Source organism: Brevibacterium sp. LAARM2_SD2, assembly GCF_057364785.1.
In genome coordinates this window covers 19,330-45,623 of the sequence record NZ_JBNFOM010000001.1, presented here as the reverse complement: position 1 = coordinate 45,623, position 26,294 = coordinate 19,330, and the positions used below count along the sequence as shown (strand labels likewise).

Genomic DNA, 26,294 nt, shown 5'->3' with positions numbered 1-26,294 from the left:
TGCGACAATTCTTCCTGCAGCCGGAATAAGCCCAACGACGTCGCCGTTGAGTGCTGTGTCTGCCTGAGATCCCGCCTCATCTGCGGAGACCGACCACCACGTCCGATCGGAGTCCTGACTTGTCGACCGACAAGAACACCACCCCTGCCTCAGCCTCGAGCGATGACGTCATCGATCCAGCGGGGATGCGGGTCATCTGGCTGCTTCTCGTCGCCGCCTTCGTCGCGATCCTCAACGAGACGACGATGGCGATCGCGATACCCGAACTCAACCGCTCGCTCCACATCCCGCCGGAACTCGGCCAGTGGCTGACGAGCGCGTTCATGCTCACGATGGCCGTCGTCATCCCGACGACCGGCTTCCTCCTCCAGCGCTTCACGACGCGGCAGATCTTCCTCACCGCGATGATCCTCTTCTGTCTCGGCACGCTCATCTGCCTGCTCTCGCAGGGCTTCCCGATGCTCCTGCTCGGACGCGTCGTCCAGGCCGGCGGCACGGGCATCATGATGCCGCTGCTGATGACGACGATGATGAACGTCGTCCCGCCGCATCAGCGGGGCCGCATGATGGGACGGGTCAGCCTCGTCATCTCCCTGGCTCCGGCCATCGGCCCGACGATGTCGGGCATCGTCCTCGACTCCCTCGGCTGGCGCTGGCTCTTCGGCATCGTCCTGCCGATCGGCCTCATCGCCCTCGGTCTCGGCGCGAAGTGGATGACCAACCTCGGCGAGACCACCCACGCCCCCATCGACGCCGTCTCGATCATCCTTTCGGCGTTCGCCTTCGGCGGCATCGTCTTCGGCCTCAGCCAGTTCGGCGGCGGCGAATCCGGTGCCGGCGCCTCGGCGGGCACGGGCCTGGCGTGGACGGCGATCGCCGGCGGCCTCATCTTCCTCGGCCTCTTCGTGTGGCGGCAGCTCGTCCTCATCAGAGCGGATCGGGCGCTGCTCGATCTGCGCGTGTTCACCTCGCGCAACTACGTCCTCTCGGTCATCATCATGGCCGTCGTCGCGCTCTCGATGTTCGGCACGCTCTCCCTCCTGCCGCTCTACCTGCAGAACGTCGTCGGCCTCGGTGCGACCCAGTCGGGCCTCGTCCTGCTGCCGGGGTCGATCCTCATGGGCCTCCTCGGCCCGGTGATGGGTCGGATCTACGACGCCAAGGGACCGCGGACGCTGCTCATCCCCGGCACGATCCTCATCGCCTCGGCGATGTTCGCGTACTCGAACGTCGGCATCGGCACCCCGGTGTGGGTCCTCGTCATCATCCAGATCGGCATGTCCCTCGGCCTCGCCGGATCGTTCACCCCGCTCTTCTCGGCGTCGCTGGGATCCCTCGAACGGCACCTCTACTCGCACGGATCGGCGGCGCTCAACACGCTGCAGCAGGTGGCCGGTGCGGCGGGCACCGCCCTGCTCATCTCGATCTACTCCTCGGCGCTGCACACCGGACAGGCCGCCGGTGAGAGCGTCGCCGAAGCCGGCGCCCCCGGCGCCCACAATGCGTTCCTGCTCGCGTCGATCATCGGGCTCGTCCCCGTCGTCCTCGCGTTCTTCATCCAGAAGCCCGAGGACCAGCGGGAGGTCACCCGCGACGAGGCTCCGCTCGTCGACGACAACTCGTGAGCCGGCGGCATCCGACTGCCGGCCGCTGACGTCGCGACCGTCCCCGCTCCGGTGATCTGAGCCACTAGCACACCGGCGACAGCCCTCGTCTGCCCCGAGATCTCGGGGTAGACGAGGGCTGCGGCAATTGTGTGGGATGCCCAAGTCTCAGGTGTGCGTAGACACACCGAACCCGCGTGGACGAGCCTGGAGGGCGAAGGGGAGTAGTTCCTCGCCGGCGACCACCGGCTTGAGCCCTGTCGACACACTGGCGGTCACGAGGACCGCCCGGCGCGGCACCTCGCAGGGACCTCATCGACTGAGATGGGGCGCGTGAGGCGAACGAGACCTTCGGCCGCTTGTCGCGTCCGAGGTCCTCCCCGGCTGCGGCACGTTGAAGGAGTCCACGTGCCCCCTGCACTCATCCGCCGCATCATCCTCTGCCTGCTCGTCGCCGCTCCCGCCGTCGTCGTGCGCATCGCCGGCATCGAGATCGCCCCCGTCATCGAGCTCGTCCTCTTCGGCGCCGCGATCGTCGCCGCCGCGTTCCTCCTCGCCTGGGCCGCCGAGGCCGCCCAGAAGGACATCGCCGGGGCGCTGGCGATCGCGCTCCTCGCCCTCATCGCCGTCCTCCCCGAGTACGCCGTCGACCTCTACTACGCGTACCGGTCGGGCTCGGACCCGCAGTACCTCCACTTCGCGGCCGCGAACATGACCGGGTCGAACCGCCTGCTCCTCGGCTTCGGCTGGCCGCTCGTCGTCATCATCGCCCTCCTCGTCGCCTACCGCGTCTCGAAGCGCACCGGCGGCCCGGTCAACCGCGCCCTGCAGCTGAGCGGCGAGAGCCGGATGGACATCGGCTTCCTCGTCATCCTCGCCCTCATCGCGTTCATCATCCCGCTCATCGGCAGCATCCCGCTGTGGTTCGGCATCGGCCTCATCGTCATCTTCGGGCTCTACCTGTGGCGGGCCGGCCAGGGCGCCGACACCAGCGACGAGGAGTTCGTCGGCGCCGCAGCCCTCATCGTCTCGATGCCGACGCGGGCCCGCCGGGTCACCGTCGTGGCGATGTTCATCGTCTCCGCGGCGATCATCCTCACCTCGGCTGAGCCCTTCGCCGAGGCGCTCGTGGCCTCCGGCTCGACGCTCGGCATCGACTCCTACTTCCTCGTCCAGTGGCTCGCCCCGCTCGCCTCGGAGTCACCGGAGTTCATCATCGCCGCGATGTTCGCCCTCCGCGGACTCGGCGGTGCGGCGATCGCCACGCTCATCGCCTCGAAGGTCAACCAGTGGAGCCTGCTCGTCGGCTCCCTGCCCGTCGCCCACTTCCTCGGCGGCGGCGACACGATGCTGCCCCTCGACGCCCGGCAGGTCGAGGAGTTCACGCTCACGGCCACGCAGACCATCCTCGGCGTCGCCATCATCCTGGCCCTGCGCTTCCACTGGATCCCCGCGGTCGGACTCGCCGCGCTCTTCGGCATCCAGTTCTTCGTCACCGACACGACCGGACGCTACGTGCTCTCGGCGATCCAGGTCGTCCTCGCGATCATCTTCCTCATCCTCCACCGCAGGGACATCATTCCGACCCTTGCCGCCCCGTTCCGCCGCACGACGCAGCTGACGGCGGCCGCGGCGGAGAGGACGGACCCCGCCGAGGCGGGGGCGACGACGGGACCGCGCGCGTAGGATCCCCATGCATAGAATGGTCAACGTGCCACGTCCCGCAGTCACCCGCATGGTCGAGGACTACGTCACCCTCATCTGGAAGGCCTACGAATGGCCCGGAGGCCGTCCCGCCACGACGGATCTCGCCGAACAGCTGGGCGTGACCGCCTCGACGGTTTCGGCGAACCTCAAGAAGCTCGCGAAGGACGGCTACCTCGACTACGAGCCCTATGGGGCGATCGCCCTCACCCGGCCGGGCGGGAGATCGCCGTCGAGATCGTCCGTCGGCACCGGATCGTCGAGACCTACCTCGTCGAGAAGCTCGGACTGAGCTGGGATCAGGTCCACGATGAAGCCGACCGCCTCGAGCATGCGGTCTCCGACCTCGTGCTCGAGCGGATGGATGCCGTGCTCGGCGGCCCCACCCGGGATCCGCACGGGGACCCGATCCCCGATGCCGACGGTCGCACCGAAGCGGCACCGAACCTCTCACTCGCCGAGGTGACTCCCGGTCGCGATGTCACCGTCGTCCGCGTCTCCGATCGCTCCCCCGAACTGCTGCGCTACCTGAAGGCCCGCGGCATCGTGCTCGGCACGGTTCTCCAGGTGACAGCCGTCAACCCGGCCGCCTCGGCGATCGGGGTGAGCATCGACGGAGTGCCCGTCGAACTCGCCCTCAGCGCCGCCGAGGCGATCCGGGTGGCATGGTGAGCAGACCTCAGCCCGCGGTCGCCGGAGCCTCAGCGGTCTCTCGCGTCGACTCGTCCCGGGAGGCCGGACCGCCTCGGCGCAGCTCTCCCCCGCGGGAGAGTCCGGCGATGACGAAGACGACGAGGCCGGCCAGGGTGACGAGCGCGCCGGCCCAGAGCGGGGAGGCGTAGCCGAGGCCCGCGGCGATCGTCAGTCCGCCGACCCAGGCGCCGAAGGCGTTGCCGACGTTGAACGCGGCGATGTTCGCGCCCGACCCGAGGGTCTGCGCCGTCCCCGAATGGTTCATGATGCGCATCTGCAGCGCCGGCACGGTGGCGAAGCCGAAGCCGCCCATGAGGAAGAGCGCGATGATCGTCGCCGGCTGCGAGCCTGCGACCTGCGAGAACACGGCGAGGATGACGACGAGGCCGATGAGCAGGGTGAGCAGAGTGGCACCGAGGCTCCGATCGGCGGCGCGCCCGCCGAGGAAGTTGCCGATGAAGAGTCCGACGCCGAAGAGGACGAGGAGCCACGGCACGGTCGAGGCGGCGAAGCCGGAGACGCCGGTGAGGGTGAACGCCATGTAGGTGAAGGCGCCGAACATGCCGCCGTAGCCGAGGACGGTGAGCAGGATCGAGGCCCACACCTGCGGCGTGCGGAAGATCCGGAACTCGCCGAGGATACTGCCGGTCGCGGTCGCGCGTCCGGCGTCCCTGGGGATGAGGGTGACGATGCCGACGAGGGCGATGATGCCGATGATCGCGATCGCCCAGAAGGTCGAGCGCCAGCCGGCGGCCTGGCCGAGGAACGTGCCGAGGGGAACGCCGAGGACGTTGGCGCTGGTGAGGCCCGCGAACATCATCGAGATGGCGGCGGCCTGCCGATTCGGGGCGACGAGTCCGGCGGCGACGACCGAGCCGATGCCGAAGAACGCGCCGTGGCAGAGGGCGGCGACGATGCGCCCGATCATCATCATCTCGTAGGTCGGGGCGAGGGCGGAGAGCGCGTTGCCGATGATGAAGAGGACCATGAGGCCGACGAGCGCGGTCTTGCGGTTGACCCTGGTCAGGGCGACGGTGATGAGGATGGCGCCGAGCGCGACGGCGAGGGCGTAACCGGAGATGAGGTAGCCGGCGACGGTCTCCGTGACGGCGAAGTCGGCGGCGACCTCGGGCAGCAGGCCCATGATGACGAACTCCGTGAGTCCGATTCCGAACCCGCCGATGGCGAGTGCGAGGAGCGCGAGTGGCATGAGGTGTCCTTCCGGAACGGTGGTCTGTGAGGTGCTTGTGCAATATGCGGCGTGTGCAGTAGTTGCAGACGCATGGAAATAAATACTTGCACACGCGGTCTATCGGCGCAAGTGGTGTATCATAGGGAGATCGAGATTGCGAGGAGGAACACATGGGCATCAGGGACGACGCCGTGGAGATCCGCGCCCGCGGCTGGCGCACCCTGGCCGCGCTCCACGGCCTCATCGACACCCGGCTCGAGAAGAGCCTGCAACGCGAACACGAGCTCTCCGTCGTCGAGTTCACCGTGCTCGACGCCCTGAGCAGGCAGGACGGATGGCATATGCGGATGAGTCAGCTCGCCCGAGCGGCGGCGCTCTCGAGCAGCGCGACGACGCGGCTCGTCACGCGCCTCGAGGATCGGGGGCTGCTCACCCGCATCCTCTGCGCCGATGACCGGCGCGGCATCTACACCGAGCTCACACCGGCGGGGGAGAAGCTGCTCCTCGCCGCGCACCCGACCCATGACCGGGTGCTCGAGGAGACCCTCGCCGAAGCCCGCGAGATGCCCGAACTCGAACCGCTCGTCACCGCGCTCTACGCAGAGGCCCCGGCCGCTGCGAGGTAGGCGGCGGTGAGGCCGGCCGCTGCGCCGGCACCGTTGGCCGTGGAGCCGGCAGCAGCGGCGCCCTGGGCGGCGAGGTCCGTGGGGGTTCCCTTCGCGACGATCGACCCGCCGTCCGTGCCGGCCCCGGGTCCGAGGTCGACGATCCAGTCGACGACGCGCAGCGTGCGCAGATCGTGATCGGCGATGACGACTGTGTTCCCGGCATCGACGAGCCGCTGGAGCTGACCGATGAGCATGTCGATGTCGGCCGGGTGGAGACCCGTCGTCGGCTCGTCGAGGATGTAGAGGCTGCGCCCCCGCGATGACCGGTGGAGTTCGGAGACGAGCTTGATCCGCTGCGCCTCTCCGCCGGAGAGGGTCGGCGCGCTCTGCCCGAGGCTGACATAGCCGAGTCCGATGTTCTGCAGCAGGGTGAGGATCGTCGTCGCCACCGGCACCTCGGCGAGGAAGTCCGCGGCCTCATCGACGGTCATCGCGAGCACATCGGCGATCGTCCGGTCGCGGTAGGTGACCTCGAGGGTCTCGGGGTTGTAGCGCTTGCCGTGGCATTCCGGACACGGCGCCGTCTCCGTCGGCATGAAGAGGAGCTCGATGCTCACGACTCCGTCGCCGAGGCAGACCGGGCACCGTCCCTCCGGCTGATTGAACGAGAACCGCCCGACCCCGAACCCGCGCTCCTTCGCCCCGGGCTGGGCCGCGAAGAGCCTGCGGACGCCGTCGAAGAGGCCGGTGTAGGTGGCCGGTGTCGACCGGGAGGTCCGCCCGATCGGCTTCTGGTCGACGACGATGATGCGCTCGAGGGCCTCGAGGCCGGACGTCGATCCCGTCGTCAGCTCATCGCTGCCGAGGTCCCAGACGGGCACCCCGTGGACGAGTTCGTCCCCGATCTCGACTGCGGCCGGATTGCGCTCCTCATCAGCTGCGACCTCGGCCGAGTCGAGGCGGGCCCGGATGGCATCGGCCAGGGCCGTGAGCACGGAGGTCTTCCCGGAGCCCGAGACTCCCGTGATCGCCGAGAGCGCGTGGAGCGGCAGCCGGACGTCGATGCCGGTGAGGTTGTGTCCGGTGACGTCGCGGAGCTCGACCCAATCGGTGAGCTGCCGCGCCCCCGACCCGCCTGGCGGAAGCGGAGGCGCAGCGCCGAGGTAGCGGGCAGTGACCGAGTCGGCCACCTCGGCGAGACCGGCCGACGGTCCGTTGAAGAGCACCTCACCCCCGTACCGACCGGCTCCGGGACCGAGGTCGACGATCCAATCGGCGGCGCGGACGACCTGCGCGCTGTGCTCGACGACGAAGACGGTGTTGCCGTCGTCCTTGAGCCGTGTGAGGGCGGTCAGCAGGAGCTCGAGGTCGGCGGGATGGAGACCGGCCGAGGGTTCGTCGAGCACGTAGAGGACGCCGAAGAGGCCGCTGCGCAGCTGCGTGGCCAGGTGGAGGCGCTTGAGCTCACCGCTCGAGAGCGTCGAGGTGGGGCGGGCGACTTCGAGATAGCCGAGGCCGAGGTCGACCATCGTGCCCAGCTGGCTGATCAGGGCGTCGATGAGCGCCTGCGCGGCCTGGTGGCGTTCGACGGAGAGCTCGGTCGTCGCCGGATGGGTGCGGGCGGCTTCGAGGAAGGAGACGAGACCGGTGAGGGGAAGTCGGGCCGCCTCGGCGATGTCGATGCCGGCGATCGTCACGGCGAGGGCTTCGGGGTTGAGCCGTTTGCCGTGGCAGGTCGGGCAGAGCTTGTCGGTCATGAAGGACGCGGCCTTCGCCCGCATCCGCGCCGACGGCGAGTCGGCGAAGGTGTGCTCGACCCAGCGCTTGGGGCTCATGTACGTGCCCTTGTAGCCCTCCTCGACGACGATGGTGGGCCGGTCGCTGGTCGTGAGCACCCACTCCCGGGTGTCGGCGGGCAGGGAGTCGAACGGGACGGTGATGTCGATGCCGAGGTCGCGGAGGACGCGCCGGTTGTTCTTCCCGCCGAAGGCCCCCGGCCACGCGACGATCGCGCCGTCGTCGATGCTCAGGTGGGGATCGCCGACGAGGAGGTCCTCGTCGACCTGGAGGAGACGCCCCATGCCGGAGCAGGTGCGGCATGCGCCGACTGCGGTGTTCGGGGAGAAGCTGTCGGAGTCCAGCGGTGCGGCGTCCCGGGGGAACTTGCCGGCGAGATCGGCAGGACGGTAGCCCTCGGGGTAGGTGCCGGACCGTGAGTAGAGCATGCGGAGGACGTTGGAGACCCGGGAGACGGTGCCCACGGTCGAGCGGGTGCTGCCGGACTGCTGCTGTCGGAGGGCGACGGCCGGCGGCAGACCCGTGATGAGGCGGACCCGCGGGGGCGAACCCTGGTCGATGAGGCGCCGGGCGTAAGGGGCGACGGATTCGAGGTAGCGCTGCCGCGAGTGCGTGTAGATCGTGCCGAAGGCCAGCGAGGACTTGCCCGAACCGGAGATGCCGGTGAAGGCGACGACGGTGTCGCGGGGGATGTCGATGTCGATGTCGCGGAGGTTGTGCTCGTGGGCGCCGCGAACCGCGATGTGCCCGGGAACGACGTCGCGTTCGTCCATGTCAGCGTCCTTTCCGTCATATTCGCGCCGTCGCCGTCACGGCGGCGGTGTCGGCGGCTTTCCATCATGCCATCGGCACTCGATCATGCCATCGGCGGAGGTGACCCGGACATGCGACAGGCCGGTGGCGGGATCGCCACCGGCCTGAGGCGGTGCCGCAAAGGGCAGTGCCGTCAGGGGTCAGGAGTTCTCGTCGCGTTCCTTGTCCGCCTGGGACAGATCGCTTGCGGCGACGGAGCGAACCTCCTCGGAGTCACCTTCGCGGGTGAGGTCTCCGGCTTCGGAGGCGACCCACGCGCTCGTCTCACCGTCGCGGCCGCCGGACTGGCGCAGCACACTGGCGGCGACCGAACGCTGCTCCTCGGTGGAGTTGGGGTCGTCCATGATGCGGGCGGCTTCGGAAGCGGTGACGGAACCGGATTCGTTGGTGTTCTCGGACATGTGCAGACCTTTCTCGACAGTGGGGCGATACCCCGTGGCGCGATGGGTCGGGCCCCGTTGGATGGAAGTTCAGTCTGGCACCGCCCGGTACGACTGTCCACCCCGAATGGCGACAAACATCATTGTCAGCTGGCATTGCCGCCGATGACAGGCCCGCCCTGGACACCGCCGCCGATCACTGCGCGAGCGCCCACCGTCCGCATGACGGTGGGCGCTCAGGTGTCGGGACCCGCCGCAGACCAGTCAGCGCGGCACGGTCGGGCTCGCCGCGGGGTCAGGGGTGGACGCGGATGAGGTGCTCGTTGGTGAACGCGCGCAGCGCCCACTCGGCGTTCTCGCGCCCGTAGCCGGAGCGGTTGATGCCGCCGAACGGGTACTCCGGACCGGATTCCATGTGCGAGTTGACGAAGCTCATGCCGGCGTTGATCCGGGCGGCGAAGCGCTCGCCCTTCTCGAGGTCGTCCGTCCACACCGAGCTCATCAGCCCGTAGTCGGAGTGGTTGGCGATGCGCAGCGCGTCCTCCTCGTCCTTCGCCCGGTAGATCATCACCGCCGGTCCGAAGAGCTCGTTGCAGCCGAGATCGGAGTCCGGGTCGATGTCGGTGAGCAGGGCCGGCGACATGAACCAGCCGGGACGGTCGAGCTTCTGGCCTCCGGTGACCAGGGTCGAGCCGTCCTCGACGGACTTCTGGATCCGCTCGACGATCTCATCGCGGGCGCTCTCCGACGACAGCGGTCCCATGCCCACCTCGGGATCATCGAAGGTCGAGACCTTCGTCGCCTCGACGGCCTTCTTCGCCTCGGCGACGAACTCGTCGTAGAGCTCGTCGACGACGATGAAGCGCTTCGGTGAGGTGCACACCTGGCCCGCGTTCGTCAGGCGGATGCCGACGACCTTCTTCGCCAGCGCCGGGACGTCGGTCGAGTCGAGGACGACGAGGGGATCGTTGCCGCCGAGCTCGAGGACGGAGCGCTTGAGGTACTTCGCCGCGATTCCCGCGACGGAGGCGCCGGCGGCCTCGGAGCCGGTGAGCGAGAAGCCCTTGACCCGCGGATCCTTGAGCACCTCCTCGGCGTGGGAGCTGTCGAGGTAGATGTTCTGGTACACGCCGACCGGCAGGCCCGCCTCGACGAGGAGGTCGGCGAAGTACTGGGAGGACTTCGGACAGATCGACGCCTGCTTCATGATGATCGCGTTCCCGACGACGAGGTTGGGGATGACGAAGCGGGCGATCTGGTTGTACGGGAAGTTCCACGGCATGATGCCGAGCAGCACGCCGAGGGGGTCGTGGCGGACGTAGCTGCGGGCGGCTCCGGCAGACGGCAGCTCCGTGGGATTGAGGTGCATGTGGGCGTGATCGGCGAACCAGCGGGCGGTGCGGGCGACCTTGTCGACCTCGGCGAGGCCCTGCTGCTTCGGTTTGCCCATCTCCCGACCGATGATGTCGGTCATCTCGTCGGCATTGGCGTCGACGAGGTCGGCGAACCGACGGAGGATCGCCGAGCGTTCGATGAGCGGGGTGTCCTTCCACGCGGTGAAGGCGTCATGACCGCGGTCGATGTAACCGGGAATCTCCCCGACGGGAACCGAGGGGAATTCCTCCTCCAGCTCACCGGTGTTGGCGTTGGTGACAGCGAATCTGCTCATGGGGATGTCCTTTCGCATGTGGGAGTCGTGGTCAGTGTCGAGCGTAGACCTGTCAGCGGAACGCATCGTGTGCGGGTCCCATTCCTGAGATTCCCGAATGATGGGATGCGCGCCGAGGTGGGGGCCGGGTGCACGGGGAGTTCCGACGAGCGGTGGGGGTTCCCGTGGGTCGAGGCCGAACGTAAGGTGGCTGGCATGGAGAGAGTGACCGGAATCGGCGGATACTTCATGCGTGCCCGTGACCCCGAGGCGTTGTCCGCGTGGTATCAGGACATGCTCGGCATCGACATGACGGACGGGGTGTGGCGTCAGGCGGCGGGACCGACGGTGGTCGCGGCGTTCGAGGACGAGACCGACTACTTCGGGTCACGGCCCGATGGTGTCGATCGGCAGCAGACGATGCTCAACTTCCGAGTGGACGATCTCGATGCGATGCTCGAGCAGCTGCAGGCCGCCGAGGCGGACGTCGTCGATGAGATCCAGGAGATGGAGGGCATCGGACGCTTCGGGTGGGTGACCGATCCCGAAGGCAACCGGATCGAACTGTGGGAGCCTGCCCCGGGAGCGGAGTTCCCGCAGAGTTCGGAGAAGCTCTGATGACGGTGCGATACTCCTCCTGGCCGAGTGCCTGCACAGCCCACTGGGCTCCTGCACGGCCCACGGAGCTTCGGTCCCGGTCAGAACGGGGGCGGATCGCATGTCGGGTCGTGGTCCCAGATCCTCTCATCTGAGCCTCCACCGAAGGTCTGAGGGTATTCGAGTGGCTCGTCGGGGCCGATGACGCCGTCATCGGTGAACGTCTCATTGCCCGGGAAATGCTCGGCCACCGCCTCGGCGATCCTCGTGTCGAAGTAGGCGCACGGCGTCGACGATCGGGCTCGCCATCTCCGCTCCGCCTGCAGCTGTCCGGGATCGGGTTCGTCGCGACGGGGTCTGCGAACGGTGGGGCCTGGTGGCAGTGCCTTCATCGTGAGCAGATCGGATCCCGGCGGGAGGCTCTTCTGGTGGCCGATCTCGTTCCAGTCGATCTCATTCCAATGGAGCGCCTGCCAGAGCCGGCGTCTGCGCCGAGCGGCTTCGGAGCGGGCGATGGCGTCCTTCATCGCCGTCTGCCGAGCGGCCTCGTCCGCGACCCGACTGTTTTCGGCCTCCCACTCGGCGATCTGCGCCTCGGTGGGCATGACCTCGACGATCGCGGACTCGTCGGGCACCGCATGGTCCGGCACGGCTCGTCGCAGCGGCTTCTCCCGGAGGAGTTCGCAGAGTTCGATCGCCTGCGCCGCATTGATCGGCTGGTCGGGTGCTGTCACCGTGGTCATGAGGCCGTGCCCGAATTGGTAGTCGACGGCCGGGGTCGCCGACCCCCGGTCCGCCATGCGCACCGAGTATCGCCGGGCGGTCTTGAGCGCGTGGTCCTTCTTGCACAGGGGATGGAGGTTGCCGAATCGCGTCAGCCCGCCGTGGCTCGGGTCGTCGTGATTGAAGGGGTCGACATGGTCGATCTCAGACTTCTCCGCTGTTCTCCGACAGCCTGGCACGGTGCACATCATCCATTGGGAGATGAGCGTCCTTCTCACCTGCTGGGGAATCGCATACGTCTTCGCCTGGGCGTTGATCGGAGTGCCCGTGGCCGGGTCCGTGAGGATGCGCGTGAGCGTGGGTGAGCCGGCGGCGATGCGACGCGCCGTCTCCGCGGGGATCGGAGAGCCGTCGGGCAGGACGCCGGGAAGGTTCGAGTCTCCGAGGAGCGACATGAGCGGAAGCGTGACGACGAGTCCTGCCTGATTGCGGATCCAGTGCGGACCCGTCGGCATGGAGACGTCGATGAAATACTCCCGTGGCACGGGATGTGGCTGCGGACCGGGGAAGAAGGCCGAACCCGGGCTGCCCGGACTGCAAGACACAGGTGTGCCGTCGCGCGACTCGCGGCTGGTGTCCGGGCTTGTGCTGGTGCGCGGATCGCCGGGCGCATACGTGTGGGCGGGCGGACTGTTGTCGCCGCCGGTGCGCGGATCCGCGACGGAGGGTCTATCGCCCGTGGCGGTCGGGTCAGCGGTCGTATTCCGATCTGGGGCCGCTGGGGGATCGAGAAGATCCGTGAGGCCGGAGATGCTCCGCTCGTCAGCGGAGAACAGCGGCTCTCCGGTGTCATCGAGCATCGAGGCCGACCGTTCGCTTTCGATCCCCGTCACCGGGTCGAGCTCTCGCACCCGGATGCGCAGCTTCGGCTGGGGGCGGAGCAGGATGTCGCACATGAGGGCGTTGATGTCGCGTTCATCGATGATCTCGATCCGCGATGGGAGCCCGAAGGTGTTCGTCTGACCGGCATGGATCGCCCTCGCCATCGCCTGGACGCGGGCGAAGCAGGCATGGATCTCGTCCGCGGGTCCGTTCACCATGAGGCAGGCCGAACCGTCGGAGAATGTTTCGACGCTGACGCGGCGCCGTTCGGCGGCCACCTCGGCGCGGTCGGCCGGTGTCTGGAGCAGATTGATCTTCTTGCGCAGCGATGCGCGCAGGGTGTCGGAGGTGATGTCGGCTCGACGGGTTGCGAGATGGTCGTCGAGCTCAGGCAGATGCCTGAAGGCCACGGTCTGGCAGAGGTCGGCGACGGCGACGACCTGAGCGTGGGTGAACTGGCCGTCGAGGGCGCGAGCGGTGAATCGCGGGAGTCCGAAGATCAGGGTCATCGACTGGGTGAAGTGCCGATATGAGCGGGCGGTGGTCGTGCCGAGGATCGTCGATGTCTCAGCGACGTGTTCGCTGCGCACATGGTCGTGCACCCACGCCGCGAAGGTCGTGTCGAGCGAGAAGTGGAGGAAGTCGGGCAGTGCGGGGGTCTCGTCTCCGTCTCCATCGGCGCCCTCCGGTTCGCCGCCTGCGCCCGTGGTGGCACGCGAGACCGATTCCGAGAGTGACGCGAACCTGTATGGTTCGCCGTCGCCTGGCGCGGGAAGGTCGAGGTCGGCAGCGGCCTCGCCGAGGATGATTCCGGCGGTGAGCTCGAAGACCGTCATCTGAGCACGATCGACGGCCGCCGATGCCTGAGCGAAATCCGTGATGCTCGACCCGACGCGCAGCGTGTAACGGGAGTTGCCCGAAGACGGGGAGTCATTGCCCGACGACGGGGAGACGGGGGACTCAGTGAGAGAATCGGGCGATCCAGTGGCGCGCGCAGGTGAGTGTGCGTCGATGTCGGGGACATCGGCGGGGATCGGATCATCGTGACTGCTCGGGGGAGCAGTGGTGCCGCGCATTGTGTTTCACCTGCCTCAGACAACAGTGTCGGGGAAGAGTGGTGCCACGAATCAATGGAACGAACTAGTACATCAATAGTAACGAATTAGTAGAGTCAAAGTCAACTCTCGATTCGAAATCCATTCGAAGTATTTTTCATCTCAATCCCATCAGATTTCCTCTTTGTCCTCCAATGATGGCATTCGGCACTGACACGAGAGTGCGCTGATTCGAACCGCGGCAAAGATCTGACTCGGGGTCCGTGGACGAACGAGGGCATCGATGCACCCTCTCGCCGCGGGCTTTCTCACGTTCCCGGAGCGTTCCCGGGCGGTCGCCGCGCAGGAAGGGACCGACGCTGCGACCACGACCGGCCGATGAAGGGCTGCGGGCAGGGAAAGATGACCCGCGAGGCGGCTCACCGCTCCTCGTCGATGCCGCCCCTCGCGGCGCACGCAGCCTCAGCGCGCTCAGCCTCCGAACGTGTAGTCCCACCGGGCGCGATCCCGGGGCGCGCAGAGTCACCGGACGCAGCCTGGGCGCACTCAACCCCAACGGTCGCGGACGCAGGCCGCTCAGGCTCACCGGATGCAGCCTCGGCGCACTCAACCTCACCGGTCGCACCCCTGGAACACGCACCCTCACCGGACGCGGACTCAGCAATTGATGGCGTGGGGGCGGTCACCTCGGCGAGGGGCTGCCGCCCAACCGCACGCCAGCGGCGTTCGACGCGGATCGCGATGCCGGCGACGAGGAGGGCGGTGAGGGCGAGGAGGATTGCGACGATGACCGGTGCCCGGAATCCCCAGCCGAGGGCGATGACCGCCGCCCCGGCGGCGGGTCCGAGCGCATTGCCGACATTGAACGCCGAGGTGTTGACGCTGGCCGCCAGGGTCGGCGCTTCGGTCGCGATCTGGAACACTCGGGCGTTGAGGGCGCCGGCGATCGAGAAGCCGCTGGCCCCGACGAGGACCATCGCCACGATCGCCGCCCAGCCCACGTCGGCGACGAGCCATAGCGCGAACAGGCTGAGCGCGAGCGCGGTGAGGCTGCCGACGATGTTGCCGAAGACGGTGCGGTCGGCGAGGCGGCCGCCGATGACGACCCCGATGAACGCGCCGACGCCGAAGGCCGCGAGCACGCCGGGGACGAGGTCGTGCGAGAGTCCGGCGACCTGGGTGAGGAGCGGGGAGAAGTACGAGAAGGCGGCGAACACGGAGGCTTGGAAGAGGGCCGTCGTGCCGAGTGCGAGCCAGATCCGCGGGCCCCGGAACGCGACGAGCTCGGCGCGGATGAGCGTCGGGAGGTGGATGTCCGCGCGATGGTCCTCGACGGTCGCGGGGTCGTCGGCGCCGGCTGCGGCAACGCCGGCGCCGTGTGCCGTGCGGCCGCTCATGCCGTTCGCTGTCGCTCGCGGGCGGGTGGCGAAGGCGATGAGGATCGCGGCGAGCGCGGTGACGACGGCGACGGCCCAGAAGGTCGCGCGCCAGCCGAACTGCGTGCCGATCCACGTGCCCATCGGGACGCCGACGAGGTTCGCCACAGTGAGTCCGCCGACGAGGCTCGCGAGCGCCCGGCCGTGCACGGCGGGAGGCGAGATCCGCGTCGTGTGCACGGCGGCAACCGCCCAGAACCCACCGCACGCGATCGCGGAGAGGACGCGGCTGATCATGAGAACGGTGTAGTCGGGGGCAACAGCGCCGAGGATGTGGAGCGCTGAGAAGGCGACGATCGTGATGATCATCGTCGCCCGACGCGGAAGCTTGAGGGTGAGCAGGGCCATCGCGGGCGCCCCGACGATCATGCCGACGGCGAATCCCGTGATGAGGAGCCCGGCCTGCGGGATCGAGATGGCGAGGTCGGCGCTGATCGGCTCGAGGATGCCCGCGATCATGAACTCCGAGGTGCCGAGGCAGAAGATCACCGCGGCGAGCAGGTAGACCTGGGCGGGAACACGCGGTTTCGGCCCGGGGGCGGAGGGCGCGGTGGAGGGCCCGGAGGCGTGTCCGGGGGCGGAGGCAGAGCCTGGGGCAACCTCAGCGGAGGCGCGGTCCGGGGTCGTCATGCTGTCCTGCTTTCGGTCGGCGGAGAGTCGTGCGGTCAGTGGCGCGCTTTGCGGCCGGTGGAGTCTCCTGTGGTCGGTGGAGCGTCGTTCGGTCGGCAGCGCGTCCGGGAGTCGGTGGAGCGTCGTTCGGTTGGCAACGGGGCGGGGCACATCACGCAGCACGGACATACCTCCCTTATCAGTGGGGTCAGGCCTTATCGGTGGGGTCAGGTGGACGAGGGCAGCGGCACCGGGGTCGCCGCGGCAAGGGCCGTCACGCCGTCCGGGGTGCAGAGGCTTTCGACGAAGGTCCTGGCCTGGGCCTGGACGTTGTCGGCGGGCATGACGCGGGCGGAGACGCGGAGGCCGGCGAGCACGCTGTGGATGAGCTCGGCGGTGACGGCGGCATCGAGGTCCGGGCGGATGTGCCCCTCGGACTGACCGCGGTCGAGAAGCGCGCGATAGGTCGTCAGCCACGCGGCGCGGTCGGGGTCGAGGATCGTGCACACGGCGTCGACCTCCCGGCCGAGTTCGGCGGCGGTGTTCGCTGAGAGGCACCCGGTGCGCTTCTCATCGGCGCACTGCTGCGCCAGAGCCCCGCCGAGGCGCTCGACCACGAGCACCGGAACCGGCAGCGCGCTCGCGCCAAGGTGCTCGCGCAGCGGAATGCCCGTGGCTGTGTAGTCGCTGAGCGCGCGGAGGAAGACGGCGTCGAGGCTCTCGAACGTGTTGTAGAAGCTCGACCGCCCGATCCCGGCGCGCTCGCAGACGAGTCCGACGTCCGTTCCCGTGTACCCGTGTTCGCTGAACACGGCGATCGCGGCATCGATGACCGCCTGTTCGTCGAACGTCTTCTTCCTGCCCATGGGTCGAGCGTAGATCATTATGGACATTGGTGTCCAATAAAATTTCCCCAGCGCCGAGGCGGGTGTACCCTGACAGCGGATGTCGTCGTCATCGTTGGCAGAGTTGACCGATCAGGCCTGTGACCTAGCAGGATGGTCGGCGAGCGGGGAGACGTGACGGCCAGATCGGACGGCACGAGTCGGGCGAGAGGAGACACGCGATGAGTTCGCTGAGCGCAGGTGAGAAGCAGGCGATGCGGGAGGACGACGCGAACTGGACGTTCGGCCTCCTCTATTTCTGTCCGCGTGATCCCGGCTTCCTCGTCCCGAAGAGATTCGGCGTCGGCTGGACGCTCAACTTCGGCAGCATCTGGACGCTCATCGCGCTCATCGTCATCGTTGCCGTCATCGTCTGGGGCGTCGCGTTCTGACCGGCCGCGCGCAGAGGTCCGCGCGCAGAGGTCGAGAAGCCGGGCCGCCTCGGCGCTCTCTGCGTCAGCACCGTGGGCTACGGTGGCGGCATGAGAGGGGACGGGCTGCTCAAGGTCTGCGTCAACGGTTCGCGGACGCTTGCCGATCATCCACGGCTGTCGTCGGATGCCGGTGACATCGCTGCCGAGGCAGCCGCGGGAATCGCCGCTGGTGCCGCTGCGGTTCACGTCCATGCCAAGTCATCAGGCGGACGTGACAGTCTGCTCGGAACCGATGTCGGCCGAGTCCTCAGCGCCATCCGCTCGTCGTGCCCGGGAGTGCCCGTCGGCGTCACCACGGGAGCGTGGGCCGCGCCCGAAGCGTCCGAGCGGATCGCCGCGATCACCTCGTGGCGGGTCCTTCCCGACTTCGCGTCCGTGAACTGGCACGAAGACGGTGCCGACGAGGTGGCCGGAGCTCTCCTCGCGCATGGGATCGGGATCGAGGCCGGGATCTGGCATGAGCAGGGACTGACCGCCTGGGCCGCATCCCCTCACCGGTCGTCGTGCCTGAGAGCGCTCATCGAGATCCAGCCCGACGAGCTGCTGCCGGTCGACAGCGTCGCCGAGCGGCTCATCGGCGGCGTGGAATCTCGCGAACCCGAGCTCCCGATCCTCCTCCACGGAGAGGGCACGACCGCGTGGCCGGTGCTCGACCTCGCCGCCGCCTGGGGGTATGCCACCCGCATCGGGCTCGAGGACACGCTCGTGCTTCCCGATGGCCTGCCGGCCGAGAGCAACAGCGAGCTCGTCGCCGAGGCGGTGCGCCGACTCGCCTAGACGTGCGTTCCCGCGAGGTTGTCAACGCAGACGGATCGAAGCCGGCACTGAGCGGAGAAGGGGACGGGCCCGGTCGAACGGGTCCGCCGCCTACGCCTCGTCGGGCGAGTGCTGGAGGACGTGGTCGAGGACGGCGGCCTCGCTGATCTCGGCGTGCTTCGAGGCGGTGAGGAGGGTGACGGGACCCTTCTCCGCATACTCGCGCAGCGCCGCGAACGCCTCGGCGTGGTCATCATCGGCGAGCTCCGCACGGTAACGGCGGGAGAACTCCGCGAACTTCGCGGGATCGTGGGAGTACCACTTCCGCAGGCCCGTCGAAGGGGCGACGTCCTTCAGCCACTTGGTGAGGTCTGCGCGCTCCTTGCTCACTCCGCGCGGCCAGAGGCGATCGACGAGGATGCGCGCCCCGTCAGCGGGGCTCGGATCGTCATAGATGCGGCGGACATGGACAGGGTGCCCCTTCGCCATCGTGCTCTCCACCTTCCATCGTCGCTGGGCCACCCAGTTTAGCTCTCCGCGCCACCCGGCCGCTCCTCGTCATCGACCCTCCGACCTGGGAGAACACCGACCGTCGAGGGGCCTGGGCCGGGCCGGTGAGGGGGCGCGGATTCGTCGGCCCGAGTCCACCTCACGGCGGCTTTCGCCGCGTATACTGACCGACCAAGGACGATTGTCGTCCGACCTCGCACTGTCGGGGCTCGCGGAAGAGGAGACGATTCAGTGACAACGCAGTATGGAAACCCTCCGGACAGCACGAACCCGCAGCACGTCCTCGAGCCGCCGTCGCAGTCGGGCGTCTTCCTCGTCGTCACCGTCAGACCCGGTGCCGAGGACCACGTGCGCGACTTCTTCGGCGAGATCGGCGGCGTCATCCGCGCCGTCGGCTTCCGCGTCAAGGCGGCCGGCCTCAGCTGCGTGACCGGCATCGGCTCCGACCTCTGGGATCGTCTCTTCCCGCAGAAGCGCCCCGCGAAGCTCCACCCCTTCAAGGAGCTCAAGGGCGGCAAGCACGTCGCCCCGTCGACGCCCGGCGACCTCCTCTTCCACATCCGCGCGGACCGGACGGATATGAGCTTCGAACTCACCCGCCAGCTGATGAGCAAGCTCGAGGGCTACGTCGACGTCGTCGACGAGGTCCACGCGTTCCGCTACTTCGACCAGCGCGACATCCTCGGCTTCGTCGACGGCACCGCCAACCCCGAGGACCAGCTCGCCGTCGACACCGTCTTCGTCGGCGACGAGGACCCGGACTTCACCGGCAGCAGCTACGTCATCGTCCAGAAGTACATCCACGACCTGCCGAAGTGGAACTCGATCACCGTCGAGGAGCAGCAGGCGGCGTTCGGCCGCCACAAGCTCTCCGACATGGAGTTCCCCGACAAGGACAAGGCCCCCGACTCCCACATCGTGCTCAACACCATCACCGAACCCGATGGCACCGAGCGCAAGATCGTGCGCGACAACATGGTGTTCGGCTCCGTCGAGTCCGGCGAGTTCGGCACCTACTTCATCGGGTACGCCGCCGATCCGACGGTCACGGAGACGATGCTCGAACGGATGTTCTTGGGCGACGGCGACGCCACCCATGACCGGATCCTCGACTTCTCGACCGCGCTGACCGGCTGCCTCTTCTTCGTGCCCACCGCCGACTTCCTCGACAACCCCGCCTCGGTCCTCGGTTCGACCACGGAGTCGAGCTCCTCGGGCTCGAGCAGCGACCACAGCGGCGGGGCCGGCACAGCGCCGAACTGAACCGCACAGCTCCGCGCTGAACGGCAGGAGGGCCCAGTGGTGAGCGAGACTCCGACGGTGCGCCGGATCCTCCCCGGAGAATCCGCGCAGCTGAGCCTGCCCGCGGCCTTCGCCTTCCCGCAGGACCACGCGGACCCTGGGCAGTCCTGGGTGCGGGCGGTGTTCGTCGCCTCCGTCGACGGCGCCGCGACCGTGTCCGGGCGGGCCGGTGGCCTCGGCAACGCCACGGACCGGGCGGTCTTCGCTCTCAACCGCGCTCTCGCCGATGTCATCCTCGTCGGTGCCGGAACCGCCCGCACCGAGGAGTACGGACCCGCCGAGGACGACCCGCAGTGGCGTGCGCTGCGGGCCGGGCGCAGTGCGACCGCGCCGCTCGCCGTCGTCTCCGAGAGCCTTGCCCTCGACTTCACGGCACCGCTGTTCACCGACGCCCCGGCCGATGCCCGGACGATCATCCTCACGAGTGAGTCCTCCCCGCTGCCGGCACGGGAGAGAGCCGCCGAGGTCGCCGAGGTGATCGTCGCCGCGTCGACGCCGTCGACTTCGGCCTCGCCCTCGATCAGCTGCGTCAGCGCGGCTTCCACCGGATCGTCTGCGAGGGCGGTCCGAGCGTCTTCGCCGAACTCATCCGCGCCGAATGCGTCGACGAACTCTGCCTCACTCGCTCCCCTGAGATCGTCGGCGGGACAGGCACCCGCATCGTCCACGGACCGACCTTCGACCCTCCGGTTCCCCTCGACCTCGCATCGGTGCTCGCCACCGACGACGGGTACCTCTTTCTCCTCTACAGATTCCCCGCAGACAGCCGTTCTCTCAGGAGCCGACCATGACCCAGGCCCCACAGTCCCCCGAACCCCCGCACGACCCCGAGGTCTCCGACCACCGTGATTCCCTGAATTCCCCCACCGAGGCGGCCGCCGCGCCGCCACCGGCCGACGGCGCGGAGATTGGGTCGCTCATCGGCGGCGTCTTCGGCCTCGTCTTCCTCATCGTCAACAGCGCCGGGTTCTCGACCGTCGGCCGCATCGGCGTCATCGTCCTCGGCATCGCGGCCTTCGCAGGGATCCTGGTCCTCGCCTTCCGCAGCCTCGGACGCCGCCGGGGACGGCCCCGACCGGCGGGAGCGAACCCGTTCTCCCGCAGCTACTGGATCATCGTCGCCGTCGAAGCGCTCGCTCTCTTCGGCGGAGCGAAGCTGCTCTCGGGACTCGGCTACCCGGAGCTCGGTGTCGCGTGGGTGGCCGTCGTCGTCGGCACGCACTTCTACGCGCTCGGGCACGTCTTCAAGCTCGGCCGCTTCCACGTCCTCGCCACCGTCGTCACGCTGCTCGGCGTCGCCGGATTCATCGCCTTCTTCGTCTCCGCCCCGGCATTCATTCCCGTGCTCGCCGGAGTCATTCCCGGCTTCGTCCTGCTCGCCTTCGCACTCTGGGCGCTCGCCCCCGCCGCCTCGGCGCCGGCCGCACGCGACGCGCAGCCCGCCTGAGGCCGACGCTCCCGCCAGAGGCCGCAATTTCCGGACGCGGAGTGTCGATCCGACGCCGTGGAATCGACACTCAGCGTCCGGACGTCGGTGAGGGACCTACGCGTCCCCGCCCGGCGCGTTCCCGGGTGCGGCCCCGCCGGGCGTGCGGGGGCTGCGCACGCGCGGAGCGGGGAGGTCGGGGGCGGTGACGGCCGGTGTCTCGTCGAGGGCGGCGAGCACCTCGGCGATGCCCCGATCGAGCTGCGGATCCTCGGCGGCGAACAGCTGCCCGGGATCGTGCTCGACCTCGATGTCCGGGTCGACGCCGTAGTTCTCGACGTCCCAGCCCTTGCCCTCGAGCCAGAACGCGTACCGCGGCTGCGTGATCCCGGTGCCGTCGACGAGGTCGTAGCGGCCGTCGATGCCGACGACCCCGCCCCACGTGCGCACGCCGATGACCGGGCCGATGCCCTTGGCCTGGACGCGGGCGTTGATGATGTCGCCGTCGGAGCCGGAGAACTCGTTGGCGAGGAAGACGACGGGACCGCGCCGGGTGTTCTCCGGATCCGGGGTCATCTCGTCGTAGCTGCGCACCGCACCCCACGCGATGACGCGGTCGGCGAAGCGCTCGGCGACGAGCGCGCTCGTGTGCCCGCCCCGGTTGAACCGGACATCGGCGACGACGCCCTCGGCGGCCATCGCCTGGCGGATGTCGCGGTGGAGCTGCGCCCAGCCGCCGGCCATCATGTCGGGGATGTGGACGTAGCCGACGCGGCCCCCTGACTTCTCCGCCACGTACTCCCGCCGTGAGCGCACCCAGTCCTGGTAGCGCAGCTTCTCCTCGCTGCCGATCGGCACGACGGCGACGGTGCGCTCCTTGCGCCCGCGCCGCAGGGTGAGCTCGACGATCGTGTCCGCCGCCCCGACGAGCAGCGGCGCGGGCCCGAGGTCCGGGTCGACGCTCTGACCGCCCACCGCGACGATGACATCCCCGGGTGCTGCCCCGACCCCGGCCTGGCGCAGCGGCGACCTCGCCGCCGGTTCGCTCGTCTCACCGGGGAGGATGCGTGCGATCTCCCAGCCCTTGTCCGTCCGCGTGAGATCCGCGCCGAGGAAGCCGAGCCTCTTCGCCTCATCGCCGAGCGGCGCCGGCGGGGTGACGTAGGCGTGGGACGTGTTGAGCTCCCCGACGGTCTCCCAGAGGATGTCGACGAGGTCGTCGTGTGTGAGCGCCTTCGCCGCGACCCCGCGCCACCGCAGGGTCACGCCCTCCCAGTCGACGCCGTTCATGTCCGAGCGCCAGTAGTGGTCGCGCATGATCCGGGCGTTCTCCTCGAACATCTGCAGCCATTCGGCCCGCCGGTCGAGTTCGAAGCGCAGCCGGCCGAGGTCGACGGCGACGTTCTCGTCGTCATCGGCCTCGACCTTCCGGTTCGCCGGGCGCACCGTGACGTCGTCGCCGGAGCGGACGACGATGAGCTTGCCGTTGCCGGACACGCTGTAGTCATCGGCCTTGTCGACGACGGTCGTGAGCTTCCGCTTGGCGAAGTCGAAGTACTGGATGACCTCGGCGGCCTTCTCCCCGGTGTCCCCGGAGTGCTTGTCCCCGATCTCCCCGTCCTCGGCATCGCCGACGCGCATCCACAGCACGCCGCCGTCGGCGGCTTCGAGGTCGCGGAAGACGCCCGAGGAGACGGGGAACGGCACGATCCGCTCCTCGGCGCCCTCGAGGTCGACGTCGACGGTCGTCACCGCCTGGTCCCGCTCGGTCTTCGCCTTCCGGTCATCGTCGGTGAGTTCGCTGATCGCCCAGCCGCTCGTGCTCGGACCGAAGGGCGCCGGATCGGTCGCTGACAGCGGGAGCAGCCACGGCCGGGTCACCCCGTTGAAGGAGAGATCGAAGGAATGCTGGTTGTACGCGGGATCGAAGGTCCGGTCCGAGAGGAAGACGACGTACTTCCCGTCCCGCGTGAACGCAGGGGAGTGGTCGTTGTACTTCCCCGTCGTCAGGGCGCGCCCTCCCGACCGGCCTTCACCTCGGCGATCATCAGGCGGTTGAGCTGCTCCTCGCCCTGCGTCGGCTGCGCCCACACGAGGTACTTCCCGTCGGGGGAGAAGCGCGGGGACGTCGCCTCCCCGGACCCGGAGTGACCGACGACGTGCGTCCGACCCCCGGAGACCTCGATGAGGCGCACGGTCCCGTCGTGGGAGATCGTCGCGAGCACCTTGCCCGCGGGATCGGCCGCCAGCGACAGCACCCGGCCGAGCGCTCCCGCACCGATCCGCCGCGGTTCCTTCTCGCCCGCGAGATCGCGGATCTCGATCGCGTCCTCGCCCTCGGCGTCGGTGACGTACGCGGCCTGCCCGGTGGTGCCGAGGACGACGGGCAGGCGCACCCGCACCGAGGAGTCCGCCGCGAGCGCCCGCGCCGGACCTTCGCGATGGGCGAGGTGGAAGGCCTTGCCCCGCCATTCGACCACCGCGGCGTTGCCCCCGTGATCAGGGGCGATGGCGCCGATTCCGGTGCTGGGATCAAGCGTGAGCGGCTGCACCTGCGTTCCCGGCAGCACGACGTCGAGGGTGCGGACGTCCGAGTCGAGGCTGTCGAGGACCTTGATCTCGCCGCGGGAGTGCCACACGATCCGCGTCCCGTCGCTCGTGGCGTCCCGGACGTAGCCCTCGGCCTCGGTCTGGTGGGTGAGCTGGCGCGGCTCGCCGAGGCTGCCGGGAGTCCGCGTCGCCAGTCCGTCCCAGATCCACAGGTTCGCCTGCTCGCCCGCGTTGTCGGGGAACGTCGCCGCCCGATCCGAGGTGACGACGAGGGAATCGCCGATCCACAGGGGATCGGTGAGCGAGGCTTCCTCGTCACGGAGCAGCCGCTCCCACTGCGCCCCGGCGCCCGTGTCGTCGGCGGTCCGATCGAGCCACAGCCGCGGCGCGGTGCCGCCGCGATAGCGCTTCCAATGCGCGGGGGGCCGGCTGAACGGGGTCGACAGCGCGCTCACCCCGGTGTGGTGGCGGGCGAAGCCCGAGGCCCGGCCCCACGTCAGGCGCTCGACCTCCCCGGTCAGGCTGACGGACTTGATGACGTGATCGCGGACCTCGGCCTCACCGGCGTTCGACCCGATGAGGATGTGCTCGTCGTCGGCCCAGCCGAGCATCGTCGTCACCGAGCCGCCCAACCAGGTGAGCCGGCGCAGGGCACCGGTGGCCGCCTCGGCGAGCATGAGCTCAGGATGGCCGTCGCGGAACGACACGAACGCGACATGGGTCCCGTCCGGGGAGATCCGGGGACTGCGCACGGGAGCATGATCCGAGGTCAGGCGCCATGCGCGGCCTCCCTCGACGGGGACGAGCCAGACGTCGTCGTCGGCGGTGAAGGCGATGAGATCGCCGCTGACATGGGGGTAGCGAAGATAAGTCACGTGATCCACATTACAGCCGTGAATCCAGTCCCTGACCTGAGGAAACCGCATCGGCATGGCGCGAATAGAATGGGGGGCATGCCGACGCTCACTTCACTTCTCAACGACCGGTTCGCCGCGGCCCTCACCGCCGCCTTCGGGGAGGACTTCTCCGATCGCGACCCCGTCATCAGGAGCTCGCAGTTCGCCGACTTCCAGGCCAACGTCGCGCTGCCGCTGGCGAAGGAGCTGACGTCGAAGCCCCGCGACATCGCCGAGGCGATCGTCGAGAACCTCGACCTCGACGGCGTCTGCGCACCCCCGGAGATCTCGGCCGGCGATTCATCAACCTCACGTTCCTGCCCGAGTTCCTCGCCACCGCGCTCGAGACCGGGGACGCCACCGCCGTCGACGCCCCGACGACACCGCAGACGGTCGTCATCGACTACTCGGCGCCGAACGTCGCGAAGGAGATGCACGTCGGCCACCTGCGCACGACCGTCGTCGGCGATGCGCTCGCCCGCACGCACGAATACCTCGGGGACACCGTCATCCGCCAGAACCACATCGGCGACTGGGGCACCCCGTTCGGCATGCTCATCGAGCACCTCCTCGACGTCGGCATCGGCGAGACGACGGAAGCCGAGATCGCCTCCGACCCGAACTCCTTCTACCAGGCCGCGCGGGTGAAGTTCGACGGCGACGAGGACTTTGCGACCCGCGCTCGGGCCCGCGTCGTCGCCCTCCAGGGCGGGGACGCCGACACGCTGGCCTTGTGGGACACCCTCGTCGGGTACTCGAAGACCTACTTCAACAGCATCTACTCCCTCCTCGACGTCACGCTGCGCGATGCTGACCTCGCGGGGGAGAGCACGTACAACGACGACCTCGCCGATGTCTGCGACGAACTCGAGGCGAAGGGGCTCGCGTGGATCAGCGACGGTGCCCTCTGCGTCTTCCCGGACGGCTACAAGGGCCGCGACGGCGAACCCCTGCCGCTCATCATCCGCAAGTCCGACGGCGGCTACGGCTATGCCACGACCGACCTCGCCGCGGTCCGCCGCCGCGCCCGTGACCTCCACGCCGACCGGGTCCTCTACGTCGTCGGCGCCCCGCAGGCCCTCCACTTCGAGATGGTCTTCGCGACCGCCCGCGCCGCCGGCTGGATTCCCGAGGGCACATCCCTGGACCACGTGAAGATCGGCAACGTCCTCGGGTCCGACGGGAAGATCCTGCGCACCCGCTCCGGCGCCCCGCTGCGCCTGGCCGCCCTCCTCGAGGAGGCCGTGGCCCGAGCCAAGGTCACGCTCGAGGACTCGAGTGCCGACTTCGCTCCCGGTGAGGAGGACGAGGTCGCCGCCATCGTCGGCATCGGCGCGGTCAAGTACGCCGACCTCTCCGTCGCCCACGACACCTCGTACACCTTCGACCTCGACCGCATGCTCGCCCCGATCGGCAACACCGCCCCCTACCTCCAGTACGCCGGGGCGCGGATCCGCTCGATCCTCCGCAGGGCTGACGCCGAGGACGGGACCCGCGCGTTCGCGACCGCGCCGATCGTCCTCGGTGAGCCGGCCGAACGCGATCTCGCGCTCGCGATCCTCGGGTTCCCCGATGTCGTCGCCGAGGTGGCCGCCGGGTCCGTGCCCCACCGGATGGCCGCGTACCTCTTCGACCTCGCCCAGTCGTTCACCGCGTTCTACGAGCAGTGCCCCGTCCTCGTCGCCGACACGCCTGAGCTGCGGAACTCGCGTCTGCGCCTGAGCGCGACGGTGCTCGAGGTCCTCGAGGCCGGACTCGGCGTGCTCGGCATCCGCGTGCCCGAGAGGATGTGAAC

The 26,294-nt window shown here is 69.0% G+C and carries 21 protein-coding genes and 3 pseudogenes; 14 read left to right on the top strand and 10 right to left on the bottom strand.

Translation table 11 applies throughout. The features are described 5' to 3' along the window. Nucleotides 1-185 precede the first annotated feature (185 nt). The 5 genes and pseudogenes from AC2W7K_RS00210 to AC2W7K_RS00190 all read left to right on the top strand — a co-directional run bounded on the left by AC2W7K_RS00210 (nucleotide 186) and on the right by AC2W7K_RS00190 (nucleotide 3,980). On the top strand, nucleotides 186-1,625 hold the full coding sequence (locus AC2W7K_RS00210; protein WP_249121096.1) for a DHA2 family efflux MFS transporter permease subunit: 1,440 nt from the start codon (nucleotides 186-188) through the stop codon (nucleotides 1,623-1,625). Nucleotides 1,626-2,012: 387 nt separating this feature from the next. After that, entirely contained in the window at nucleotides 2,013-3,290 is a 1,278-nt protein-coding gene (locus AC2W7K_RS00205) for a sodium:proton exchanger (protein WP_249120964.1), read from the top strand. Between the two features lie 25 nt (nucleotides 3,291-3,315). After that, the gene (locus AC2W7K_RS00200) at nucleotides 3,316-3,600 is read left to right on the top strand and encodes a metal-dependent transcriptional regulator (RefSeq protein ID WP_486005642.1); all 285 of its coding nucleotides are present in this window, start codon (nucleotides 3,316-3,318) and stop codon (nucleotides 3,598-3,600) included. Further along, nucleotides 3,546-3,665: pseudogene (locus tag AC2W7K_RS00195) on the top strand (metal-dependent transcriptional regulator); the annotation flags it as partial. The gene AC2W7K_RS00200 and the pseudogene AC2W7K_RS00195, both read left to right, overlap by 55 nt. A gap of 3 nt (nucleotides 3,666-3,668) precedes the next feature. After that, on the top strand, nucleotides 3,669-3,980 hold the full coding sequence (locus tag AC2W7K_RS00190; RefSeq protein ID WP_486005676.1) for a FeoA family protein: 312 nt from the start codon (nucleotides 3,669-3,671) through the stop codon (nucleotides 3,978-3,980). Between the two features lie 7 nt (nucleotides 3,981-3,987). On the opposite strand, the gene AC2W7K_RS00185 is transcribed toward AC2W7K_RS00190, so the two are convergent. Continuing rightward, the gene (locus tag AC2W7K_RS00185; RefSeq protein ID WP_211978510.1) at nucleotides 3,988-5,211 is read right to left on the bottom strand and encodes an MFS transporter; all 1,224 of its coding nucleotides are present in this window, start codon (nucleotides 5,209-5,211) and stop codon (nucleotides 3,988-3,990) included. Between the two features lie 152 nt (nucleotides 5,212-5,363). On the opposite strand from AC2W7K_RS00185, the gene AC2W7K_RS00180 reads away from it, so the two are divergent. Continuing rightward, a complete protein-coding gene (locus tag AC2W7K_RS00180) occupies nucleotides 5,364-5,819 on the top strand; it encodes a MarR family winged helix-turn-helix transcriptional regulator (protein WP_137824615.1) in 456 nt (151 codons plus the stop codon). Here AC2W7K_RS00180 and AC2W7K_RS00175 read toward each other — a convergent pair. From AC2W7K_RS00175 to AC2W7K_RS00165, 3 genes are all read right to left on the bottom strand, one after another. Further along, the gene (locus tag AC2W7K_RS00175) at nucleotides 5,789-8,371 is read right to left on the bottom strand and encodes an excinuclease ABC subunit UvrA (RefSeq protein ID WP_211978509.1); all 2,583 of its coding nucleotides are present in this window, start codon (nucleotides 8,369-8,371) and stop codon (nucleotides 5,789-5,791) included. The two genes, AC2W7K_RS00180 and AC2W7K_RS00175, sit on opposite strands and share 31 nt — an antisense overlap. 180 nt (nucleotides 8,372-8,551) lie before the next feature. Next, nucleotides 8,552-8,812, bottom strand: a complete 261-nt coding sequence (locus AC2W7K_RS00170) for a hypothetical protein (RefSeq protein WP_198500101.1) — start codon at nucleotides 8,810-8,812, stop codon at nucleotides 8,552-8,554. Nucleotides 8,813-9,086: 274 nt separating this feature from the next. Beyond that, entirely contained in the window at nucleotides 9,087-10,460 is a 1,374-nt protein-coding gene (locus tag AC2W7K_RS00165; RefSeq protein ID WP_211978508.1) for an NAD-dependent succinate-semialdehyde dehydrogenase, read from the bottom strand. Nucleotides 10,461-10,655: 195 nt separating this feature from the next. Here AC2W7K_RS00165 and AC2W7K_RS00160 point away from each other — a divergent pair, with 195 nt between their 5' ends. Then, the gene (locus tag AC2W7K_RS00160) at nucleotides 10,656-11,057 is read left to right on the top strand and encodes a VOC family protein (protein WP_211978507.1); all 402 of its coding nucleotides are present in this window, start codon (nucleotides 10,656-10,658) and stop codon (nucleotides 11,055-11,057) included. Nucleotides 11,058-11,137: 80 nt separating this feature from the next. On the opposite strand, the gene AC2W7K_RS00155 is transcribed toward AC2W7K_RS00160, so the two are convergent. The 3 genes from AC2W7K_RS00155 to AC2W7K_RS00145 form a co-directional block, all read right to left on the bottom strand. Further along, complete coding sequence (locus tag AC2W7K_RS00155; protein ID WP_344249961.1) at nucleotides 11,138-13,717, bottom strand: HNH endonuclease signature motif containing protein; 2,580 nt, start codon at nucleotides 13,715-13,717, stop codon at nucleotides 11,138-11,140. A gap of 398 nt (nucleotides 13,718-14,115) precedes the next feature. Then, the gene (locus tag AC2W7K_RS00150) at nucleotides 14,116-15,762 is read right to left on the bottom strand and encodes an MFS transporter (protein ID WP_344249963.1); all 1,647 of its coding nucleotides are present in this window, start codon (nucleotides 15,760-15,762) and stop codon (nucleotides 14,116-14,118) included. Nucleotides 15,763-15,968: 206 nt separating this feature from the next. Further along, nucleotides 15,969-16,607 (bottom strand): TetR/AcrR family transcriptional regulator, encoded by a 639-nt coding sequence (locus tag AC2W7K_RS00145; RefSeq protein WP_344249965.1) that lies wholly within the window; start codon nucleotides 16,605-16,607, stop codon nucleotides 15,969-15,971. Between the two features lie 200 nt (nucleotides 16,608-16,807). Between AC2W7K_RS00145 and AC2W7K_RS00140 the strand changes: the two genes are divergently transcribed. Both AC2W7K_RS00140 and AC2W7K_RS00135 read left to right on the top strand, forming a co-directional pair. Next, nucleotides 16,808-17,017, top strand: a complete 210-nt coding sequence (locus AC2W7K_RS00140) for a DUF5808 domain-containing protein (protein WP_344249967.1) — start codon at nucleotides 16,808-16,810, stop codon at nucleotides 17,015-17,017. Between the two features lie 90 nt (nucleotides 17,018-17,107). Further along, on the top strand, nucleotides 17,108-17,836 hold the full coding sequence (locus tag AC2W7K_RS00135) for a 3-keto-5-aminohexanoate cleavage protein (protein ID WP_344249969.1): 729 nt from the start codon (nucleotides 17,108-17,110) through the stop codon (nucleotides 17,834-17,836). A gap of 90 nt (nucleotides 17,837-17,926) precedes the next feature. On the opposite strand, the gene AC2W7K_RS00130 is transcribed toward AC2W7K_RS00135, so the two are convergent. Next, a complete protein-coding gene (locus AC2W7K_RS00130) occupies nucleotides 17,927-18,304 on the bottom strand; it encodes a DUF488 domain-containing protein (RefSeq protein ID WP_344249971.1) in 378 nt (125 codons plus the stop codon). 252 nt (nucleotides 18,305-18,556) lie between these two features. Between AC2W7K_RS00130 and AC2W7K_RS00125 the strand changes: the two genes are divergently transcribed. The 4 genes and pseudogenes from AC2W7K_RS00125 (at nucleotide 18,557) to AC2W7K_RS00110 (ending at nucleotide 21,074) form a co-directional block, all read left to right on the top strand. Then, on the top strand, nucleotides 18,557-19,588 hold the full coding sequence (locus AC2W7K_RS00125) for a Dyp-type peroxidase (protein WP_344249973.1): 1,032 nt from the start codon (nucleotides 18,557-18,559) through the stop codon (nucleotides 19,586-19,588). A 36-nt stretch (nucleotides 19,589-19,624) separates the two neighbouring features. Further along, nucleotides 19,625-20,035 (top strand): annotated as a pseudogene (locus tag AC2W7K_RS00120) (dihydrofolate reductase family protein); the annotation flags it as partial. A 116-nt stretch (nucleotides 20,036-20,151) separates the two neighbouring features. Continuing rightward, on the top strand, nucleotides 20,152-20,418 hold the full coding sequence (locus AC2W7K_RS00115) for a dihydrofolate reductase family protein (protein WP_486005675.1): 267 nt from the start codon (nucleotides 20,152-20,154) through the stop codon (nucleotides 20,416-20,418). Beyond that, nucleotides 20,415-21,074, top strand: a complete 660-nt coding sequence (locus AC2W7K_RS00110) for a hypothetical protein (RefSeq protein WP_344249977.1) — start codon at nucleotides 20,415-20,417, stop codon at nucleotides 21,072-21,074. The genes AC2W7K_RS00115 and AC2W7K_RS00110 overlap by 4 nt, the downstream gene beginning before the upstream one ends. Before the next feature lie 96 nt (nucleotides 21,075-21,170). Here the strand turns inward: AC2W7K_RS00110 and AC2W7K_RS00105 are convergent, their stop codons facing one another. Both AC2W7K_RS00105 and AC2W7K_RS00100 read right to left on the bottom strand, forming a co-directional pair. After that, complete coding sequence (locus AC2W7K_RS00105) at nucleotides 21,171-23,144, bottom strand: S41 family peptidase (protein WP_486005641.1); 1,974 nt, start codon at nucleotides 23,142-23,144, stop codon at nucleotides 21,171-21,173. Continuing rightward, the gene (locus AC2W7K_RS00100) at nucleotides 23,060-24,478 is read right to left on the bottom strand and encodes a hypothetical protein (protein ID WP_486005640.1); all 1,419 of its coding nucleotides are present in this window, start codon (nucleotides 24,476-24,478) and stop codon (nucleotides 23,060-23,062) included. Before AC2W7K_RS00100 ends, AC2W7K_RS00105 begins: the two co-directional genes overlap by 85 nt. Nucleotides 24,479-24,556: 78 nt before the next feature. Between AC2W7K_RS00100 and argS the strand changes: the two are divergent. Then, a pseudogene (gene argS, locus AC2W7K_RS00095) lies at nucleotides 24,557-26,292 on the top strand (arginine--tRNA ligase). The last annotated feature ends 2 nt before the right edge of the window (nucleotides 26,293-26,294 follow it).